General features: G+C 67.9%; 21 protein-coding genes and 1 other RNA gene. 16 read left to right on the plus strand and 6 right to left on the minus strand.

From position 1 onward, the window contains the following. The first annotated feature begins 116 nt into the window (after positions 1–116). From DWG20_RS06370 to holA, 13 genes are all read left to right on the plus strand, one after another. Positions 117–1,973, plus strand: coding sequence for a TonB-dependent receptor domain-containing protein (locus DWG20_RS06370; protein ID WP_181880986.1), 1,857 nt, complete (start codon positions 117–119; stop codon positions 1,971–1,973). A 97-nt stretch (positions 1,974–2,070) separates the two neighbouring features. Next, positions 2,071–2,613 (plus strand): bifunctional adenosylcobinamide kinase/adenosylcobinamide-phosphate guanylyltransferase, encoded by a 543-nt coding sequence (gene cobU, locus DWG20_RS06375; RefSeq protein ID WP_115433024.1) that lies wholly within the window; start codon positions 2,071–2,073, stop codon positions 2,611–2,613. 47 nt (positions 2,614–2,660) lie between these two features. Then, positions 2,661–3,497, plus strand: coding sequence for a cobalamin-binding protein (locus DWG20_RS06380; RefSeq protein ID WP_245944785.1), 837 nt, complete (start codon positions 2,661–2,663; stop codon positions 3,495–3,497). Between the two features lie 21 nt (positions 3,498–3,518). Continuing rightward, a complete protein-coding gene (locus DWG20_RS06385) occupies positions 3,519–3,728 on the plus strand; it encodes a hypothetical protein (protein ID WP_115433026.1) in 210 nt (69 codons plus the stop codon). Next, positions 3,725–4,042, plus strand: coding sequence for a cell division protein ZapA (locus DWG20_RS06390; protein ID WP_115433027.1), 318 nt, complete (start codon positions 3,725–3,727; stop codon positions 4,040–4,042). The genes DWG20_RS06385 and DWG20_RS06390 overlap by 4 nt, the downstream gene beginning before the upstream one ends. Positions 4,043–4,067: 25 nt before the next feature. After that, positions 4,068–4,252, plus strand: a non-coding RNA gene (gene ssrS / locus DWG20_RS06395) — 6S RNA. Positions 4,253–4,312: 60 nt separating this feature from the next. Beyond that, positions 4,313–4,888, plus strand: a complete 576-nt coding sequence (locus DWG20_RS06400; protein WP_245944786.1) for a 5-formyltetrahydrofolate cyclo-ligase — start codon at positions 4,313–4,315, stop codon at positions 4,886–4,888. Positions 4,889–5,007: 119 nt separating this feature from the next. Beyond that, the gene (locus tag DWG20_RS06405; RefSeq protein ID WP_115433028.1) at positions 5,008–5,466 is read left to right on the plus strand and encodes an EVE domain-containing protein; all 459 of its coding nucleotides are present in this window, start codon (positions 5,008–5,010) and stop codon (positions 5,464–5,466) included. After that, positions 5,466–6,272 (plus strand): sulfite exporter TauE/SafE family protein, encoded by an 807-nt coding sequence (locus DWG20_RS06410; RefSeq protein WP_115433029.1) that lies wholly within the window; start codon positions 5,466–5,468, stop codon positions 6,270–6,272. The genes DWG20_RS06405 and DWG20_RS06410 overlap by 1 nt, the downstream gene beginning before the upstream one ends. Positions 6,273–6,324: 52 nt before the next feature. After that, positions 6,325–7,257, plus strand: coding sequence for a prolyl aminopeptidase (pip, locus tag DWG20_RS06415; protein WP_115434747.1), 933 nt, complete (start codon positions 6,325–6,327; stop codon positions 7,255–7,257). Positions 7,258–7,402: 145 nt separating this feature from the next. After that, complete coding sequence (gene leuS / locus DWG20_RS06420; RefSeq protein WP_115433030.1) at positions 7,403–10,021, plus strand: leucine--tRNA ligase; 2,619 nt, start codon at positions 7,403–7,405, stop codon at positions 10,019–10,021. A gap of 36 nt (positions 10,022–10,057) precedes the next feature. Then, positions 10,058–10,600: an LPS-assembly lipoprotein LptE gene (locus tag DWG20_RS06425; RefSeq protein ID WP_115433031.1), complete on the plus strand. Its 543-nt coding sequence runs from the start codon at positions 10,058–10,060 to the stop codon at positions 10,598–10,600. Beyond that, the gene (gene holA, locus DWG20_RS06430) at positions 10,581–11,591 is read left to right on the plus strand and encodes a DNA polymerase III subunit delta (protein ID WP_115433032.1); all 1,011 of its coding nucleotides are present in this window, start codon (positions 10,581–10,583) and stop codon (positions 11,589–11,591) included. Before DWG20_RS06425 ends, holA begins: the two co-directional genes overlap by 20 nt. Positions 11,592–11,654: 63 nt before the next feature. Here holA and DWG20_RS06435 read toward each other — a convergent pair whose 3' ends face one another. Next, positions 11,655–12,380, minus strand: a complete 726-nt coding sequence (locus DWG20_RS06435) for a lytic transglycosylase domain-containing protein (RefSeq protein ID WP_245944787.1) — start codon at positions 12,378–12,380, stop codon at positions 11,655–11,657. A gap of 177 nt (positions 12,381–12,557) precedes the next feature. Between DWG20_RS06435 and DWG20_RS06440 the strand changes: the two genes are divergently transcribed. Further along, positions 12,558–12,947, plus strand: a complete 390-nt coding sequence (locus tag DWG20_RS06440; protein WP_115433033.1) for a YidB family protein — start codon at positions 12,558–12,560, stop codon at positions 12,945–12,947. A gap of 61 nt (positions 12,948–13,008) precedes the next feature. Here DWG20_RS06440 and rlmH read toward each other — a convergent pair whose 3' ends face one another. The 5 genes from rlmH to DWG20_RS06465 all read right to left on the minus strand — a co-directional run bounded on the left by rlmH (position 13,009) and on the right by DWG20_RS06465 (position 16,594). Beyond that, positions 13,009–13,479, minus strand: a complete 471-nt coding sequence (rlmH, locus tag DWG20_RS06445; RefSeq protein ID WP_115433034.1) for a 23S rRNA (pseudouridine(1915)-N(3))-methyltransferase RlmH — start codon at positions 13,477–13,479, stop codon at positions 13,009–13,011. 99 nt (positions 13,480–13,578) lie between these two features. Next, positions 13,579–13,947, minus strand: a complete 369-nt coding sequence (gene rsfS, locus DWG20_RS06450) for a ribosome silencing factor (protein ID WP_115434749.1) — start codon at positions 13,945–13,947, stop codon at positions 13,579–13,581. A 17-nt stretch (positions 13,948–13,964) separates the two neighbouring features. Next, on the minus strand, positions 13,965–14,636 hold the full coding sequence (gene nadD, locus DWG20_RS06455) for a nicotinate-nucleotide adenylyltransferase (RefSeq protein WP_115433035.1): 672 nt from the start codon (positions 14,634–14,636) through the stop codon (positions 13,965–13,967). Continuing rightward, positions 14,630–15,628: a DUF2804 domain-containing protein gene (locus tag DWG20_RS06460; protein WP_115433036.1), complete on the minus strand. Its 999-nt coding sequence runs from the start codon at positions 15,626–15,628 to the stop codon at positions 14,630–14,632. Before DWG20_RS06460 ends, nadD begins: the two co-directional genes overlap by 7 nt. 105 nt (positions 15,629–15,733) lie before the next feature. Further along, positions 15,734–16,594 carry an MBL fold metallo-hydrolase gene (locus DWG20_RS06465; protein WP_115433037.1) on the minus strand — a complete coding sequence of 287 codons (861 nt, stop codon included), beginning with the start codon at positions 16,592–16,594 and terminating at the stop codon, positions 15,734–15,736. Between the two features lie 112 nt (positions 16,595–16,706). Between DWG20_RS06465 and DWG20_RS06470 the strand changes: the two genes are divergently transcribed. Continuing rightward, the gene (locus DWG20_RS06470) at positions 16,707–17,024 is read left to right on the plus strand and encodes an ArsR/SmtB family transcription factor (RefSeq protein ID WP_115433038.1); all 318 of its coding nucleotides are present in this window, start codon (positions 16,707–16,709) and stop codon (positions 17,022–17,024) included. Positions 17,025–17,130: 106 nt separating this feature from the next. Beyond that, the gene (locus DWG20_RS06475) at positions 17,131–18,840 is read left to right on the plus strand and encodes a SulP family inorganic anion transporter (protein ID WP_115433039.1); all 1,710 of its coding nucleotides are present in this window, start codon (positions 17,131–17,133) and stop codon (positions 18,838–18,840) included. Positions 18,841–18,844: the final 4 nt, after the last annotated feature.

Below are 18,844 nucleotides of genomic sequence, written 5' to 3' on the forward strand. Positions count from 1 at the left end.
GATTTCTTCCGGCGCCGACTCGTACGGCGCCGTTGTCGTTCGTGTCGCAATTCGAGCGGGTTCAGCCCGCCATCTTCTTCCTGCACTCCTTTGCCCATCGCCAAAGAGAGTGTTTCATGAAAACCCAACCATTCGCCCTGTGCGCGCTCGCCTTCGCCTGTGCGCACGCCTACGCCGACACCATGCCCGAATACCGCGGCGAAGAGGTGGTGGTGACCGCCACGCGTCAGGCAACGCCGATCCACAAAGTGTTGTCCGACGTGACGGTGATTTACGCAGAAGAGATCGCACGTGCCGGTGCGCAGGATCTGCCGACGCTGCTGTCGCGTACATCCGGCGTAGAGGTCTCGTCCAACGGCGGCCCGGGCCAGACCGCCAGCGTATTTCTGCGCGGCGCCGAGGCCGACCACACGCTGGTGCTGGTCGACGGCATGCGCATCGTGTCGGCCACCGACGGCAGCACCGCGCTGCAGCATATCCCGCTCGCCGAGATCGAGCGCATCGAGATCCTGCGCGGCCCGGCGTCGAGCCTCTACGGCGGCGACGCGATCGGCGGCGTGATCCAGGTCTTCACCAGGCAGGGCCGCGGCGCGCCGCGCTTCTCGGTCAGCGCCGGTGCCGGCTCGCACGACCGTCGCCAGGTCTCGGCCAACGTGTCCGGCCAGGTCGACAACACCTCGTTCAGCCTGACCGCCAGCCACGACAAGACCCACGGTTTCTCGGCGACCAACGCCAACAATGCCTTCGCTTTCGACCCGGATGCCGACGGCAACCAGAACAACGCCTACAGCGCGCGCATCGCCCAGCAATGGGCGCCCGGCCACACCGTGTCGGCCAACCTGTTCCAGACTTTCGCCACCACCGACTACGACGGCGGTCTCGACAACACCAGGCCCGACGAGGTCCACCAGCGCCTGACCGGTCAGAGCATCGAGAGCCGTGACGCGTTCACCGAAGCGTGGACGTCGACACTGCGCTTTGCCCGCACGCAGGACAAGTATGAGAACTACACCGACGGCGACTTTGCCCTCCGCGACAGTCTGTTTAAGACCACGCAGGACGAATGGACTTGGCAGAACGACGTTAAGAGCGAGATCGGCACTTGGCTCGCCGGTGCGTCCTACGTCAAGCAGGCGGTCGATACCAGCAGCGCACTGACCGCGAAAGACCGTACGATCAAGTCGGTGTTCGGCGGTTATCAGGGCGAATTCGGCGACTGGCTTACCCAGGTCAACCTGCGCCGTGACGAAAACAGCCAGTTCGGCGGCAAGACCACCGGCTCGGCCAACCTCGGTTGGCGCTTCGCGCAAGGCTGGTTGGCGAGCGTCGGCTACGGCACCGCGTTCAAGGCACCGACCTTCAACGACCTGTACTTTCCATTCACCGACTTCGGCTTCGGCTTTACCTATCAGGGTAACCCGAACCTCAAGCCGGAAACGTCGAAGCAATGGGAGGCCGCACTCGGCTACCGCCAAGGCGATTCCGCCGCCAAACTGGTGGTGTTCGACAACCGCATCGACAACCTGATCGTCGGCAACGCCGACTTTAGCTCAGTCAACAACCTCAACCGCGCCAAGATCCAGGGTGCGACGTTGTCCGGCGAGACCCGTTTCGGCGCGCTGTCGCTCGAAGCATCGGCCACTTGGCAGTCGCCGGAAGACGCCGACAGCGGCAAACAGCTGCAGCGCCGCACACGGCGCCATGCCAGCCTCAAAGCCTCATACGCGGTGATAGAACCCTTGACCGTCGGTGCAGAAGTGCGCGTCCAAGGCCATCGCTATAGCGACCCGGCCAATACGCAACGCCTGGACGGCTATGGCGTGACCAATCTGTTCGCACAGTATGCGATCGACCGTAGCTGGACGCTCGACGCGCGCGTCGATAACGTCGGCGACAAGGAGTACGAACTGGCGCGTGGGTTTAATACCCCGCGCCGCGAGTATTTCCTTGGCGTGCGTTACGCGAGCAAGTAAGTCACGGAAGCTCAAGCGGCGGCCATGCCCCACGGGGCAGGCCGCTTTTTTTATTCCGCCGGTCGCTTCGTGCGGCCGGCCTGTTAGGCTTTTCGTCATGTTGCATCTCATCACCGGCGGCGCCCGTTCCGGGAAGAGCCGTTACGCTGAAACGCTCGCGCTCGCCCATCCGGGCCGCGTCGTCTATCTCGCCACCGCCGCGTGCGACCCGGGTGACGCCGAGTTCGCTGCGCGTATCGCGCATCACCGCGCGCGTCGTCCGGCGGCGTGGGGCTTCGCCGAGACCGGCGCAACGTTGGCCGAGGCCTTGGAGGCGCAGGCCGCGCCCGATACGCTGCTCTTGGTCGACTGCATGACGATGTGGCTGATGCACTTCGTCGACGGGGTCTGCAGCGGCGGGGGGCTCGGCCAACGTTGGCCGGAGGCGCGCGCGCGGCTGCTGGCCACGCTGCCGCGCCTGCCGGGCACGGTGCTGCTGGTGACCAACGAGCTCGGCTGGGGCGTGGTGCCGATGGGCGCGGCGACGCGCGCCTTCGTCGACGAACTCGGCCGGCTGAACCAGGACCTCGCGGCGGCCGCAGACAAAGTCACGCTGGTCGCGTGCGGCCTGCCGCTCGCTTTGAAGGGGGAAGAAAAATGAGGGCTCGGCCAACCTTGGCTCTTGCGGCCTTGCTGGTGTCGTTTGTCGTGAGCGCAGCCGAAGCGGCGGTCGTCGTCGGCGACGGGATGGGTCTTGCCGTCACGCTCGCCGCGCCGGCCAAGCGCATCGTCGCGCTCGCGCCGCACACGGTAGAGCTGCTTTACGCCGCCGGCGCCGGCGCCAAGGTCGTCGCGGCGGTCGACTACAGCGACTTCCCGCCCGAGGCGGCCAGGCTGCCGCGCGTCGGCGGCGTCACCGGTTTCAGCCTCGAGGCGCTGCTGCGCCAGAAGCCCGACCTGGTGGTCGCCTGGCGCGACGGCCTCGGCCCGCGCGAAGAGGCGCGGCTGCGCTCGCTCGGCGTGCCGCTCTATATCTCGCGGCCGTTGAAGCTCGACGACGTCGCCGCCGAGATCGCCGCGCTCGGCCAACTTGCCGATACCGTGCCGGCGGCGCAAGCCGCCGCCTACCGCTACCGGGCGCGTCTGGCCGCGCTGCGCCAGCGCTACGCGGCGCGCGCGCCGGTCAGCGTGTTCTACCAGATCAGCCAGACGCCGATCTTCACCGTCAGCAACGAGAGTTTCGTCGGCCAGATGATAGAAAGCTGCGGCGGGCGCAACGTGTTCGGCGCGCTGAAGCTGCCTGCGCCGCAGGTGTCGGCAGAGACCGTGGTCGCGGCGCGGCCGCAGGTGATGCTGGCCAACGACGCGGCGATGCTGGAGGTCTGGAGCCGCTGGACCCGCCTGCCGGCGGTGGCGGCCGGCACCCGCTACACGCTGCCCGGCGACCTGGTCGGCCGGCCCGGCCCGCGCCTCGTCGACGGAGCCGAAGCGGTGTGCGCGACGCTGGAAAAAGCGCGCGGCAGGCTCGGTTTGACGCATCGTTAGGCCCGGGCTATGCTCCGCCCCATGGAACACGATCTCGAGTATCTCGAAAGCCGCGTGGCGGCGCTGATCGCCGCGCTGGGCGAATCGGGCGGGCAGAATGCAAGGTTGGCCGAGGCCCTGGGCGCGGCGCTGAAGGAGAACGCCGAGCTCAGGTTCCGCCTGGAAGAAACCCGCAACCGGGTGGCGGCGCTGATCGAGCGTCTGCCCCGCGACGAGGAAGAAGCCGTATGAGCGACATCGTTCAGGTCGACATCGAACTCATGGGCCGCCACTTCGCGGTCGGTACGCCGGCCGGCGAGCGCGACACGCTCTTGGAGGCGGTGCACCTGTTGCAGGACAAGATGAACGCGATCCAGGGCACGGGCAAGATCGTCGACGCCGACAAGATCGCGATCATGGCCGCTTTGAACATCGCGCACGATCTTTTGAAGACCAAGGTCGGCGGCGGCTTGGAGATGGCCGAGTTTCAGCGTAAAATACGCGGCATGAGCGAGGCGGCCGACGCCGCGCTCACCGCGAACCAGCAGTCGCTGTTCCCCGCGTAAGGGAAGCAGCCCGGAAGATTCGTTTTTCCCCCTGCGGTGTTCGAGAAGGCGCACAATTCCTTTGAACCAATGCGTTCGCTTGGTCGCTAGCATCTACGGCACGGGTGTGCCGTGTCCCCTTAGCGGGACACGCCCGGTAGTGCCAGGCAGGCGGCCCCCTGGAGACAGGGTTCAAGCGGATTTTGCCGGAACGACACCTGTGGGGGGAACCCTCTACCGCTTCGGGCCGCCCATCGGGCGGCCCGAATCTTTTTCCCGCCGGAAGCCGACGTGAACGACAAATCCGTCTTGCGCCGTACCCTGAGGCGCACCCGCGCCAGCCTCCATCCCGCCTATCGCGACGCCGTCGCGGCCCGGCTGCCGCGCCTCGCGCGCGCGCTGATCGGACGCGGCAAACGCCTTGGCGCCTACGTCGCCGCCGGCTCCGAACTCGACCTGACCCCGCTGATGAACGCCGCGCTGTGGCGCGGCGCGCGCGTGTTCGTGCCGTCGATTCCGCGGCGTCACCGGCGCCTGTGGTTCACGGAGGTCGACGGGCGCGGCCGCTGGTACCGAGAGCCGCGCTACCACCTGTGGGAATACCACGGCCCGCGCTCGCGCGCCGAGTCGCTCGATGTGCTGTTCGTGCCGCTGGTCGGTGTCGACGCGCACGGTTTCCGCCTCGGCCAGGGCGGCGGCTTCTACGACAGCTCGCTGCACTTTCGCCGCCACCGCCGCGTCGGCCGCAAACCGCTGATCGTCGGCGTCGCCTTCGACTGCCAGAAGGTCGACACCGTACCGCGCGAGCCGTGGGACGTCCGGCTCGACGCGCTGTTGACCGAGTCGGGGCTGCTGCGTTTCCGTTAAGCCCCACCTGGGCGCTATGCTGTTGGCCTGATTCTGCTGGCGGGCGCTCCGGCATCATAGGGCGCCCGCGTCCAAGCCGCCCAAGGGCGGCTTTTTCACCTTCATTCCACGGAGCGAGCATGGCCTACTGGCTGATGAAATCCGAGCCCGACGAACTGGGTATCGCCGATCTCGCCGCCGCCCCAGAGCAGGCTTTCGTCTGGACCGGTGTGCGCAACTACCAGGCGCGCAACTTCATGCGCGACGCGATGAGAGTCGGCGACCTTGTGCTGTTCTGGCATTCGAGCTGCGCCGAGCCGGGCGTCTATGGCCTGGCCGAGGTCGCCGAGACCTGCCTCGTTGACCCGACGCAGTTCGACCCGGAAAGTCCGTACTACGACCCGAAATCGACGCCTGAGGCGCCGCGCTGGCAATCGGTGGCGATACGCTACGCGAAGCGGACCGCTTTCCTGTCGCCGGCGCGCTTACGCGAGGTTCCCGGGCTGGAGGCCATGACGGTGCTCAAGCGCGGCAACCGGCTGTCGATCACGCCGGTCACCGACGACGAATGGACCATCCTGATGGAGGTCCTCGGCTGATGCCCGCGATCGAACTGTTTTTCGGCCTCGTCGCCTTCGGCGCTATAGCCGGCTTTCTGGCCGGACTGCTCGGCGTTGGCGGCGGCCTGGTGATCGTGCCGGTGATGGTGTGGTTCCTCTCCTCGGCCAAGCTGGGCGGCGACCATGTGCAGCACCTGGCGGTCGGCACCTCGCTCGCGGTGATGGTGTTCACCAGCTTCTCGAGCGTGCTCGCGCATCACCGGAGGGGCGCGGTCGACTGGTCCATCGTGCGCGGCATGGCGCCGGGCATCGTGCTCGGCACCTTCGCCGGCAGCCAGATCGCCGGGCTGATCCCGAGCGACTCTCTCAAGTGGTTCTTCGTCGTCTACGCATACGCGATAGCGGCGCAGATGTTCTTCAACGCTAAGCCGACCGCGCACCGCGCGATGCCGGGCAGGCTCGGCCAACTTGGCGCGTCGGGTGTGATCGGCGTGGTGTCGAGCTTCGTCGGCATCGGCGGCGGTTCGATGAGCGTGCCGTTCATGAGCTGGTGCAACGTGCCGATCCACCGCGCGATCGCGACCAGCGCCGCGCTCGGCTGGCCGATCGCCGTGTCGGGCGCGGTCGGCTACCTGGCCAGCGGCTGGAACGTGTCCGGCCTGCCGTGGGGCGCGGCCGGCTTCGTCTATCTGCCGGCGATGGCGACCTTGATGGTGCTGACCGTACTGTTGGCGCCGGCAGGCGCGTCTGCCGCGCACAAGCTGCCGGTGGCGAAGCTCAAGAAGGCGTTCGCGCTGTTGATGGCGGTGATGGCGAGCCAGATGCTCGCGTCGCTGCTGCGGTGACGCACCTGCGCGGAGCCTACCCTGACGTGACGACGATTTTCCGGAGGCCATGATGCCGCTGTTTCCCCCGATCAAACCGTTCGCCGACGGCCTTATCGACGTCGGCGACGGCCACCGCCTGTACTGGGAACAGGTCGGCCGGGCCGACGGCGCGCCGGCGCTGTTCCTGCACGGCGGCCCGGGCGCCGGCTGTTCCGAGCGCCACCGCCAGCTGTTCGACCCGGCGCACTACCGCGCGGTGCTGTTCGACCAGCGCGGCGCCGGCCGCTCTCTGCCTTTCGGCGAACTCTCGGCCAACTCGACGCCTCACCTGATCGCCGATATCGAGGCGCTTCGCGTTCACCTCGGGATCGAGCGCTGGCTGGTCGTCGGCGGCTCGTGGGGCAGCACGCTGGCGCTCGCCTACGCGCAAACGCACCCGGAGCGCGTCAAGGGCCTGATCCTGCGCGGCGTCTTCCTCGGCCGCGACAGCGAAGTCGATTGGTTCATGCACCGCATGGGCGACTTTCAGCCCGAGGCGCGCGAGGCTTTTCTTTCCATCATCCCCGAAGCCGAGCACGTTGACCTTTTGTCCGCCTACTACGCACGGCTGACCAGCCCGAGCCGCGAGGTTCGCGTCGCCGCCGCGCGCGTCTGGGCCGGTTTCGAGGACGCGTGCGCGACGCTGCTGCCGCAGCCGGCGTCGCAAGGGGCCGACGCCGTCGCCTACTCGATCGCGCGGCTCGAGGCGCACTACTTCGTGCACCGGCTGTTCCTCGCCGATGCGCCGCTGCTCGACAATATGGCGAAGATCGCCCACCTGCCGGCCGTGGTCGTGCAGGGCCGCTACGACCTCGTCTGCCCGCCGGTGTCGGCGTGGGAGCTGGCGCAGGCGTGGCCGAAGGCGGAGCTGGTGGTCGTGCCCGACGCCGGCCACTCGCTGTGGGAGCCGGGCATCCTGGACGCGACGCTGGCGGCGCTGGAACGCTTCAAGGCGCTCTCCTGAGGCTCGGCCAAGCTTTGCTCCAAGATGCCGCACTGTCGGCCACCCGGCCGCGCCGTTATAATCGGCGCTTCGAGGACGTCGACCAAAGCCCGCCCGCAAGGGCCGGTTTTCGCCGACCGCTTTCATCCGGATACTAAAGATCGCCATGCAAGAACACTACAGCCCGCGCGAAGTCGAAACCGCCGCGCAAGCGCACTGGGAGACGACCGCCGCCTTCCGCGCCGTCGAAGACACCACCCGCCCGAAATACTATGCGCTGTCGATGTTCCCGTACCCGTCGGGCAAGCTGCACATGGGCCATGTGCGCAACTACACCATCACCGACGCGCTGGCGCGCTTCATGAAGCTGCAGGGCTATAACGTGCTGCAGCCGATGGGCTGGGATGCGTTCGGCCTGCCGGCCGAGAACGCCGCGATGAAGAGCGGCGGCGCGCCGGCGGCGTGGACCTACGCCAACATCGAGTATATGAAGGGCCAGTTGAAGCAGCTCGGTTTCGCGCTCGACTGGGAACGCGAACTGGCCACTTGTACTCCCGAGTACTACCGCTGGGAGCAGTGGCTGTTCACCCGGCTGTTCGAGAAGGGCGTCATCTACAAGAAGAACGGCATCGTGAACTGGGACCCGGTCGATGCGACCGTGCTCGCCAACGAGCAGGTGATCGACGGCCGCGGCTGGCGCTCGGGCGCCTTGGTCGAGAAGCGCGAAATCCCGATGTATTACTTCGCGATCACCCAGTACGCCGATGAACTGCTCGACAGCCTCGACACGCTCGACGGCTGGCCCGAGCAGGTCAAGACCATGCAGCGCAACTGGATCGGCAAGAGCTTCGGCGCCGAGATCGTGTTCCCGTATGACGCGGCAAGCGTCGGCCACGGCGGCGAGTTGAAGGTCTATACGACGCGTCCGGACACGCTGATGGGCGCCACTTACGTCGCGGTCGCCGCCGAGCACCCGCTCGCGACGCAGGCCGCCGCGAACAATCCCGAGCTGCAAGCCTTCATCGCCGAATGCAAGGCCGGCTCGGTCGCCGAGGCCGACATGGCGACCATGGAGAAGAAGGGCGTGCCGACCGGGCTGTTCGTCGAGCATCCGCTTACCGGTACGATGCTGCCGGTGTGGGTTGCCAACTACGTGCTGTGGGGCTACGGCGAGGGCGCGGTGATGGCCGTGCCGGGCCACGACGAGCGCGACTTCGCGTTCGCCAACAAGTACGCGCTGTCGATCAAGCAGGTGATCGGCAAGGTAGAAGGCGACAACGACTTCGAAGCGACCGAATGGCGCGAGTGGTACGCCGCCAAGGACGAATCCGTTAAAACGGTGAATTCCGGCAAGTACGACGGCCTCGGCTACCAGGCGGCGTTCGACGCGATCGTCGCCGACCTCGAAGCCCAGCAGCATGGCGCTAAGCGCACGCAGTACCGGCTGCGCGACTGGGGCATCAGCCGCCAGCGCTACTGGGGCTGCCCGATCCCGATCATCCACTGCGACCACTGCGGCGACGTGCCGGTGCCGGAAGACCAGCTGCCGGTCGTTTTGCCGGAGAACGTGATTCCCGATGGCGCCGGTAGCCCGCTGGCCAAAATGCCGGAATTCTACGAGACAACGTGTCCGAAGTGCGGCAGCGCGGCGCGCCGCGAGACCGACACGATGGACACCTTCGTCGAGTCGAGCTGGTACTACGCGCGCTACGCGAGCCCGAACTGCGACACCGCGATGGTCGACAAGAAGGCGGCCGACTACTGGCTGCAGGTCGACCAGTACGTCGGTGGCATCGAACACGCGATCCTGCACCTGTTGTACGCGCGCTTCTTCCACAAGCTGATGCGCGACGAGGGCCTGGTGTCGAGCGACGAGCCGTTCAAGAGCCTGCTGACGCAGGGCATGGTCGTGTGCGAGACCTTCTACCGCGACCTGCCGAACGGTTCCAAGGACTGGATCGCGCCGCAGGACGTGATCCTCGAGCGCGACGGCAAAGGAAAAATCATCTCGGCCCGCCATTGCGTCGACGGCGAGCCGGTGACCATCGGCGGCATCGAGAAGATGTCCAAATCGAAGAACAACGGCGTCGACCCGTCGGAATTCATCGAGAAGTACGGCGCCGACACCGCGCGCCTGTTCATGATGTTCGCCGCGCCGCCGGACCAGTCGCTCGAGTGGTCGGACGCCGGCGTAGAAGGCGCGTTCCGTTTCCTCAAGCGCCTGTGGAAGACGGTGAACGAGCACGTCGCCACCGGCGTGGCAGAGAAGTACGCGTCCGGCGAACTCAGCGCCGGTTTGAAGGAGCTGCGCTTCAAGCTGCACTCGACCATCCAGAAGGTCGCCGACGACTACGGCCGCCGCCAGCAGTTCAATACCGCGATCGCCGCGGTGATGGAACTGTTGAACACCTACGACAAGGCCGACACTTCTGACAACCTTGGCCGAGCCGTCGCCCAGGAGGTGCTCGAAGCCGCCGTGATCGTGCTGTCGCCGATCGTGCCGCACATCGCCGAGGCGCTGTGGAACGGGCTGAAGCCCGGCACGGCCTTGCTCGAACAGGCGTGGCCGAGCATCGACGAGTCGGCGCTGGTCAAGACCGAGCTCGAACTGATGGTGCAGGTCAACGGCAAGCTGCGCGGCAGCATCACCGTGCCGGCCGCCGCGGCGAAAGACGCGATCGAGGCGGCCGCGATGGCCAACGAGAACGTGCAGAAGTTCATGGAAGGCAAACCGGCCAAGAAGGTGATCGTGGTGCCGGGCCGTCTGGTCAACATCGTCGTTTAACCGTTCAGGGGGCCCAGGCCCCCAGCCGGAGTGTTCATGCGTCTGATCCGCAACCTGCTGCTCCTCGCGTCGCTCGTCACGCTCACCGCCTGCGGCTTCCAGCTGCGTGGCGTCTCCGCGCCGACGAAGCCCTTGCCGTTCGCCTCGCTCTACCTCGACGGCCAGGGCAGCGTGCTGCCCGAGCTGAAGAAGGCGCTCGAGCGCGACCCGCGCCTGAAGCTCGCCGCGTCGGCCAAGGACGCCGAGGCGGTGCTGACCGTGAGCCACGAAGAGACCGCCAAGGACATCCTGACGATCAACCGCGGCGGCAAGGTCAACGAGTACCTGCTGACGCTGCGCGTGACCGCCGAGGTGACGCAGAACGCCGAACCGCTCGGCGCGCCGCGCACCGTGCTGGTCCGCCGCAAGCTCGGCTACGCCGACCAGGACGTGCTCGGTAAGGAAGAGGAAGAGGCCTTCCTGTGGAAGGACATGCGCCGCGACGCGGCCGACCAGCTGGTGCGCAGCCTCGCCTACGTGAAGCCGCTGCCGGCCGCCGGGCAACAGTCGATCAAGCCCGATGCCCAGCCTCAGCGCTGACGCGCTCGCCGGGCAGCTGGAGCGCGGCCTCGCGCCGCTCTACTTCGTCCACGGCGAAGAAGCGCTGATCGCGCTCGAAGCCGCCGACGCGATCCGTGCGGCGGCGCGTGCCGCCGGCTACGGCGAACGCGAGGTGCTGATCGCAGAGGGCGGCTTCGACTGGTCGCGTCTTGCCGAAGCGAGTCAAAGCCTGTCTTTGTTCACGTCGCTCAAGCTGCTCGAGATCCGCATCCCCGGCGGCAAGCCCGGCAACGAAGGCGCGGCCGCGCTGCAGGCCCTGGCCGAGGCGCCGCCGGCCGACACGCTGATGCTCGTCATCCTCCCGAAACTCGAGAAAACCCAGCTGTCGAGCAAGTGGTTCACCGCGCTCGCGGCGGCCGCGCAGGTGGTCGAGGCCAAGCCCGTCGGTCGCGCCGAGCTGCCCGGCTGGATCGCGCGGCGACTGAAGCGCCAGGGCCAGACGCTGTCGGCCGAGGCGCTGCAATTCTTCGCCGACCGCGTCGAAGGCAACCTGCTCGCCGCGCGGCAGGAGGTCGACAAGCTCGCCTTGCTGTTCCCGGAAGGCGAGATCGGCTTCGACGACCTCAGGGCGTCGGTCGCCAACGTCGCGCGCTTCGACGTGTTCCAGCTGTCGGAAGCGTGGCTGTCGGGGGACGGCGCGCGCGTCGCGCGCATGCTCGACGGGCTCGAGGCAGAGGGCGAGGCTCCGGTGCTGGTGTTGTGGGCGGCGAGCGAGGACGTGCGCACGCTGCTGAAGCTGCGTCAGGGGCTGAAGGACGGCAGGACGGTGCGCGATCTCGCCCGCGAGCTGCGTCTGTGGGGCGACAGGCAAAGGTTGGCCGAGCCGGCCTTGAAACGCATCGGGCCGCGCACGCTGATGGAATTATTGCCCGAGTGCGCGCGTGCCGACCGCCAGATCAAGGGCGCCGAGGTCGGCGACGCTTGGCTGACGCTGCGCCGGGTGGCGGCAAGGCTCGCCGCTTCGCGCTGAAAACGTTGCCCGATACAAAAACGGCCTGCATCTGCAGGCCGTTTTGCTTTGCCGGGGCGCCGCTTACAGCGCCTGGTCCGGCTTGATGATCACGCGTACGCGCTTGGCCGCGTAGGTGGTGCCGCCGGTGTCGGCGCCGCCCTGGTAGGACGCCAGCACCTTGGCGACGTAACCGCGCGTTTCCGGGTACGGCGGGATGCGGTTCTTGTACTTCTGCACCGCGCCTTCGCCGGCGTTGTACGCTGCGATCACCAGCGGCAGGTTGCCGTTGAAGGTGGTCAGCAGGAATTTCAGGTAACGCGCGCCGGCCTTCAGGTTCTGGCGCGGGTCGTTCAATTGGGTGACGCCGAAGCGTTCGCCGGTGGCCGGCATCACCTGCATCAGGCCGACGGCGCCCTTGGGCGACAGCGCGGTGTTCCGGTAGCCGGATTCGACGCTGACGATCGCGTGCAGCAAAGCGGCATCGAGCTGGTTGTCGCGCGCGGCCTTGGCTATCATGTCGCGATACGGCGCCTTCTTGCCGGCGCTGATCTTCGGCGCGTTCACCTTGGGCAGGCCGGCGACGAGGTCGGGCCGCACACGGGTCTTGCCGGTGACGACCACGTCGTCGACGGCATCCTCGCGCCCCTTCACCGAGCCGTTCTTGTGGAACAGCCGGTAGCGCTCGTCCACCTGTCGTTCGGCCAGATGCGCCTGTCCTTGTTCGTCGACGTAACCCCAGACTTCGGCTCGGGCGGTGGCGGACAACAGCGTGGCGACGGTGGCGAACAGCAGCAGGAATCGGATCATCGGGGTTCCGTTTAGAAGGGGCAACCTCGGCATTATCGAGTACTTTCAATGACTTGGCCAGTTTGTCGCTTATTTTTTGCACAAACTGTGCAAGCTGCTAGGCTGAAACGAGGTCGCAAGCGGTGCGGCAATCCGTTCGTCATCGCGTGTTCAAACGGCGTCACGAGGAGGTAAACCATGGCTTTGTGGGATCAATTGGGCGGTCTGTTCGGGAGCGAGGAAGGCGGGGTGTCCGGTGCGGTGCAGCAGTTGCTGGAACGCAACGGCGGCCTGTCCGGCTTGGTGGAAAAATTCCAGCAGGGGGGGCTGTCCGAGGTGGTCGGCTCGTGGGTCGGGACCGGCGAGAACCTGCCGGTGTCGGCCGAGCAGATCCAGTCGGTGCTCGGCAACGAGCAGCTGGCGGCGCTGGCCGAGAAGGTGGGCATCGACCCGCAGCAGCTGTCGGCCAACCTCGCCGAATACCTGCCGCAGCTGGTCGACAAGCTGACGCCGAATGGCGCGCTGCCCGAGGAGGGCGGCCTGTTGAGCCACGGCCTCGACGCGTTGAAGGGCTTTTTCAAGCACTGACGCGAAGTGAAAAAAGCTCGGCCGACGTCGGCCGAGCTTTTTTGTGCGCGCCGGCGCGCCCTCACTCGCGGTGGTAGGGATGGTTGTTGAGGATGGACACGGCGCGGTACAGCTGCTCGGCCAGCATCACGCGCACCATGCCGTGCGGCAGCGTCATCGCCGACAGCTGCAACAGCAGGTCGGCGCGCTGCTTCAGCTCGGCAGACAAGCCGTCGGCGCCGCCGATCACGAAGGCGATGTCCTGGCCGTCGGCCAGCCAGTCCTTCAGCCCAGTCGCCAGTTGCATCGACGTCCAGTTCTTGCCGCGCTCGTCGAGGACGACGAGCCGCGCGCGCGGCGGCAGGGCGGCGATCAGGCGCGCGTGTTCGGCGGCGATGCCTTTCTCGGCGGTGACGCCGCCGCCGCGTTTCTCTGGCTTGATTTCCTTCAGCTCCAGCGTGATGTCGCGACCGAAGCGCTTCGCGTAGTCGGTGAACGCCTCGTCCACCCAGCGCGGCATCTTGGTGCCGACCGCGAGGATCGTCATTTTCATCGTCGGGCTTCCCAAAAGACAACAAGGTTGGCCGAGCTCGGCCAACCTTGTGAAGTGCGGGGGCCGGGCTCGCGCCCGGCCGTCAGCAATGGCGTGCGCTTACAGCGCCTGCCACGGACGGCCGCCGGCCGGCAGGAAGGACGGCTTCTCGCCGCCCCACAGCGCTTCGATGTCGTAGTAGTCGCGCACCGCGGGCAGCATCACGTGGACGACGACGTCGCCGGCGTCGACCAGCACCCATTCGCCGCTTTCCTGGCCTTCGGTGCCGACGATGTCGACGCCGGCTTCCTTCAGCTTAACGTGCACGCTGTTGGCGAGCGCCTTCACCTGGCGGTTGGAGTCGCCGGTGCAGACGACCATGCGCTGGAACAGCTGGGTCAGCGTGCTGGTGTCGAGTTCGAGAATGTCTTTGCCCTTGACGTCTTCGAGGGCTTCGATCGCCAGCTTGGCGATCTCGGGAGCTTCCATATACATCTGTTCTTCCTTCAAGTAGGCCGCGCGGTCGTCGCCCCGCCGTACAGGCGCTCGGCTTTGATATAGGCGAGCACCGCGGGATCGATCAGGCCGTCGACCGCCTCGCCGCGGCCGAGCCGGGCGCGCAATTCGGTGGCCGAGATATTCATCGGCGGCAAAGTCAAGGCGCGGATTGTACCCGAGGGCGTTCGATTTGGAAAATCAGTCACTTGGCGCGCGCGCCACTCGGCGGCCACCGCCTCGGGCAGCCCGGCCGGATCGAAGCCGGGACGCAGCGCGACGGCGACGTGGGCGAGCGCGAAGATCTCGCGCCAGCGGCGCCAGGTGTCGAGCGTGGCGAGCGAGTCGCCGCCGATCAGGCAGTGGATCGGCGTGTCGGGTCCGAGTTCGGCGCGCAAGCTTGCCAGCGTTTCTACCGTATAGCTCGGCCGACCCTGGCGGACTTCGCGGTCGTCGACGACGAGCCCGGTCTCGCCTTCGATCGCGAGGCGCGCCATCGCGAGCCGCTGTTCGGCGTTCGCTTCGGGCGCGCGGTCGCGATGGTAGGGGTCGCCGGCCGGGATCAGCCTGACTTCGGATAGCCGCAACTCGTCGCGCAGCGCGCGCGCGAGGCGCAGGTGGCCGGCGTGGATCGGGTCGAAGGTGCCACCGAACACGCCGACGGCGAGGGGAGCGCCTACCATTTGGACGCGTGGTCCTCGGTGACGCCGACGAGATTTGCTACGCGGCGCACCTCGCCGCTGACCGGGTGGGTGACCGTGCCGTGGAAGGTGCCGATCGGCTGCAGGTAGCGGCTTTCGGCGATGACGTGGCGGCGGTAGTCGCTGCGCGCGCCTTCGGGGCGGAACTCCAGGTCGACCAGGCCGTCGGCGGTGCGGATGCGCCACGGCGCGAGCGGCGCGGCCTCGTCGAAGTCGAAGCTGGCCTCGGCCAACCTGAACAGCTCGCCGTCGAGCCACAGCGCGTTCTCGGCGCTGCCCATGAAGCCCGCCTGCAGGTTGAAGCCGAGGCCGGGTGTGTGCGCGCTCGCCCAGCGCCAGCGCGTGTCGCGCGCCAACAGGCCGTTGGACGCGTCGAGGCTGGCGACGGCGCCGTCGAGCGAAAGATGGGCGCCGGCGACGTCGACAAAGCCGGCAGCCGGCAGCGCGCCGCTCTTGTGCGTCGCGTGCGCGAGCCAGTTGGCCGGCGCGATCGCGGCCAGTATCGGGCCGGGTTCGGACAGGTCGACGTGGGCGGCGAGCTTGAGTTCGGGGGCGTTGACCGTCACCTCGAGCCGCGAATCGGCGCGGCGGAACGCGACGCAGCGCTTGCCGGCGCGGAAGGTGGCGTCGCCGAACGCGCGGTCTTCGATGCGGGAGCGGCGGCCGGGCAGGCCGGTCGCCGAGAACTCGGCGACGATGCGGCGTTCGCCGCGGTCGAACACATAGGCGAAGGCGGCGCCGGTCCAGCCGACGTCGACGACGGCGGCCGCGACGAAGAAGTGCTCGTGCGCGAAGGCCACGTACTGCCAGCGTTTGTGGTGCAGGCGGCGGGTCAGCCGTTTGAACGGCGGCGCCTTGAGCGGCGACCAGGACAGGCTGCCGACCACGCCCTGGTACATGCCGAAGGCCGGTACGCCGCGTTCGTGCACCAGGAAGGCGGGTGCCGGTGGCAAGGAACTAGGGGAAGGGTCCATTCATGGGGGGCCGTGCGGCAGTGTCGCACGGCCGGAAGTTGAACATGAACAACAGTTTATTCCAGATTGCGTCCGGATGTCCGGTATGGGAAGCCGACTGCGGGATCACAGCGCATCGAGCGGGATCTTCAGGTAGCGCGTGCCGTTCTCGTCGGCGTCGGGCAGGCGGCCGGCGCGGATGTTGACCTGGATCGCCGGCAGGATCAGCACCGGCATCGCGAGCGTGGCGTCGCGCTCGGTGCGCAGCGCGACGAAGGCGGCTTCGTCGACGCCGTCTCGCAGGTGGATATTGCCCGCGCGCTGTTCGGCCACGGTCGTCTCCCACGCCGGTTCGCGGCCATCGTGCGGGTAGTCGTGGCACGCGTAGAGCCGCGTGTCGGGCGGCAGCGCGTACAGGCGCTGCACCGAACGGAACAACCGGGCCGCGTCGCCGCCGGGGAAGTCGCAGCGCGCGCTGCCGATATCGGGCATGAACAGCGTGTCGCCGACGAACACCGCGTCGCCGACCTTATAGCCGACGTCGGCCGCGGTGTGGCCGGGCAGGTACAGCACTTCTATGGAGAGTTGGCCGAGCGGCAGCGTGTCGCCGTCGTCGAGTTGCAGGTCGAACGGCGAGCCGTCGGCGGCGAAGTCGTCGCCGAGGCCGAACAGCGGCTTGAAGTGGCGCTGCACGGCCTCGACGTGGCGGCCGATGCCGATCAGGCCGCCGAGCCGGGATTGCAGCCAGGCGGCGCCCGACAGGTGGTCGGCGTGGACGTGCGTCTCGAGCAGCCAGTCGACGGAAAGCCCCCGTTCGTGCACGCGCCGGACGATGCGCTCGGCGTGCGTGTGGCCGGTGCGGCCGGCCGTCGGCTCGTAGTCGAGCACCGGGTCGACGATCGCCGCGTGGCCGCCGGCGCGGTCGTAGACGAGGTAGCTGATGGTGCCGGTGACGGTGTCGAAGAAGGGGTCGATCTGTACGGACATGGCGGCCTCGCGCTTGAACGGTTTTCATCAAAATATTGATATACAATATATTAGTAAATATAATGTTTTCAGATAGAACGAAAGGTTGGCCGAGCCGACCGAAGGACAGCCGATGGAACTGGACGACCTGCGCGGGCACGCCGAAAGCGCCGCCGCGCTGCTGAAAAGCCTCGCCAACGCCGACCGCTTGCTGCTGCTGTGCCAGCTGATGGCCGGCGAGAAGTCGGTGTCGGAACTGGAGGCGCTGACCGGCGTGCGCCAGCCGACGCTGTCGCAGCAGTTGGGCGTGCTGCGGGGCGAGGGCCTGGTCGCGACGCGTCGCGACGGCAAGTGGATCTATTACAGCATCGCCAGCGCCGAGGCGCTCGCGATGCTGTCGGCGCTGTACGCGCTCTACTGCGCGCCGGGCAAGGATGAGGGCGGACGATGAGCCTGGACACACAAGCGTTCACGCCGCTGGCCTCGCTCGCCGGCGGTGCGCTGGTTTTCGTCGCGGCGATGCTGTCCGGCATGGCGGTCTTCAGGGTAACGAAGCGATGACGGGCGTCGGCGCGGGGCTGGCCGCCTGTCGGCGCGAAAACCTGCCGACCGACCTTGCCGCCGGCTTCGTGGTCGCGCTGCTCTTGGTGCCGCAGGGGCTGGCCTACGCCTTGCTCGCCGGGCTGCCGGCCGAGGTCGGCCTGTACGCAAGCCTGCCGCCGTTGATCGTCTATGCGTGGATCGGGCCGAGCCGCGAGCAGTCGGTAGGCCCGATGGCGCTGACGTCTTTGTTGACCGCGGCGACGCTCACACGTCTTGCGGCGCCGGGCAGCGCCGATTACGTCGCGCTGGCCGCGCTGCTGGCGCTGATGTCGGGCGCGATGCTGCTCGCGCTCGGCCTGGCGCGCGCCGGTTTCCTTGCCGACTTCCTGTCGCGGCCGGTGCTCGCGGCGTTCACCGCCGCGTCGGCGGTGCTGATCGTGTCGGCGCAGTTGGGATCTCTGGTCGGCGTGAAGGCGGGCGGCGCGAGTCTGATAGAAATTTCAGCCTCGCTCGCTCGCACCCTGCCCGAGGCGAAGGCACCGGCGCTGCTCGCGGGGTTTGCCACACTCTTGTGGCTGCTGTGGGCGAAGCGCTATCTGTCCGCCGTACTGGCGAGGCTGGGGATGGACGCAAGGTTGGCCGAGCTCGTCGCGCGCACCGCTCCGGTTTGGGCGGTGGCTGCCGCGGCGCTCGCCGCGTCGGCCTCGTCGTGGTTCGCCGCCCAGCCGCTGCTCGGCCCGGTCGCCGCCGGCTTGCCGGCGCTGTCACTGCCGCATTTTTCCGCCTACGACGCCGACAGGCTGCTGCTGCCGGCCTTCTTCATCGCGATGATCAACCTGGTACAGGGCCTGTCGGTCGCGCAGTGGCTGGCGGCGCGTCGCGGCGAGACGGCAGACCCGGCGCGCGAGATGGTGTCGCTGGGCTTCGCCAACGTCGCCGCCGGCGCCTTCGGCGGGATGCCGGTCACCGGCGGGCTGTCGCGCTCGGTCGTCAACGCCGAGGCCGGCGCGACGAGCCAGCTCGCGTCGCTCGTCACCGCGCTCGTCACCGCCTTGTGGCTGGTGTTCGCCGCCGATTCGCTCGCGACCTTGCCGCTGTCGGTGCTCGCCGCGGTGATCGTGGTGCCGGTCGCCGGCATGGTCGACTTCTCGCCGCTGGCGCGCGCGTGGCGCGCCGACCGCGCCGACGGCGTCGCCTTCGTCGCGACCTTCGCCTTGTCGCTGTTCGTCGGCGTCGACAGCGGCGTCGTCGCCGGCGTGCTGTTGTCGCTCGGCGCCTGGCTCGCCAAGAGCGGCCGGCCGCACCTGGCGGAACTCGGCCGGCTGCCGGGCAGCGAGCATTTCCGCAACGTCGCGCGCTACCCGCACGCCGAGCGGCTGCCCGGGCATCTGTTCCTGCGCGTCGACGACAACCTCTACTTCGGCAATCTGCGCCGCGTCGACGCCGACCTGTGGCAGAGGTTGGCCGAGCTGCCGGGCACGCGGCGCCTGGTGCTGGCGATGAGCGGCGTGAACCGTATCGACGCGAGCACTGTCGACTGGCTGTTGCGTTTCGACGCGATGCTCGGTGCGCGCGGCGTCGCGCTGTGGCTGACCGAGGTCAAGGGGCCGGTGCACGACGTGCTTGCGCGCGCCGGCGCGCTCGAAGGCTTCGACGGGCGGCTGTTCCTGTCCAACCAGCGCGCGTGGCAGACGGCCGGCACGCTGTCCGACTACGCGATCTGAAAAA

Origin of the sequence: Crenobacter cavernae (genome assembly GCF_003355495.1) — a bacterium.
Lineage (GTDB): Bacteria > Pseudomonadota > Gammaproteobacteria > Burkholderiales > Chromobacteriaceae > Crenobacter > Crenobacter cavernae.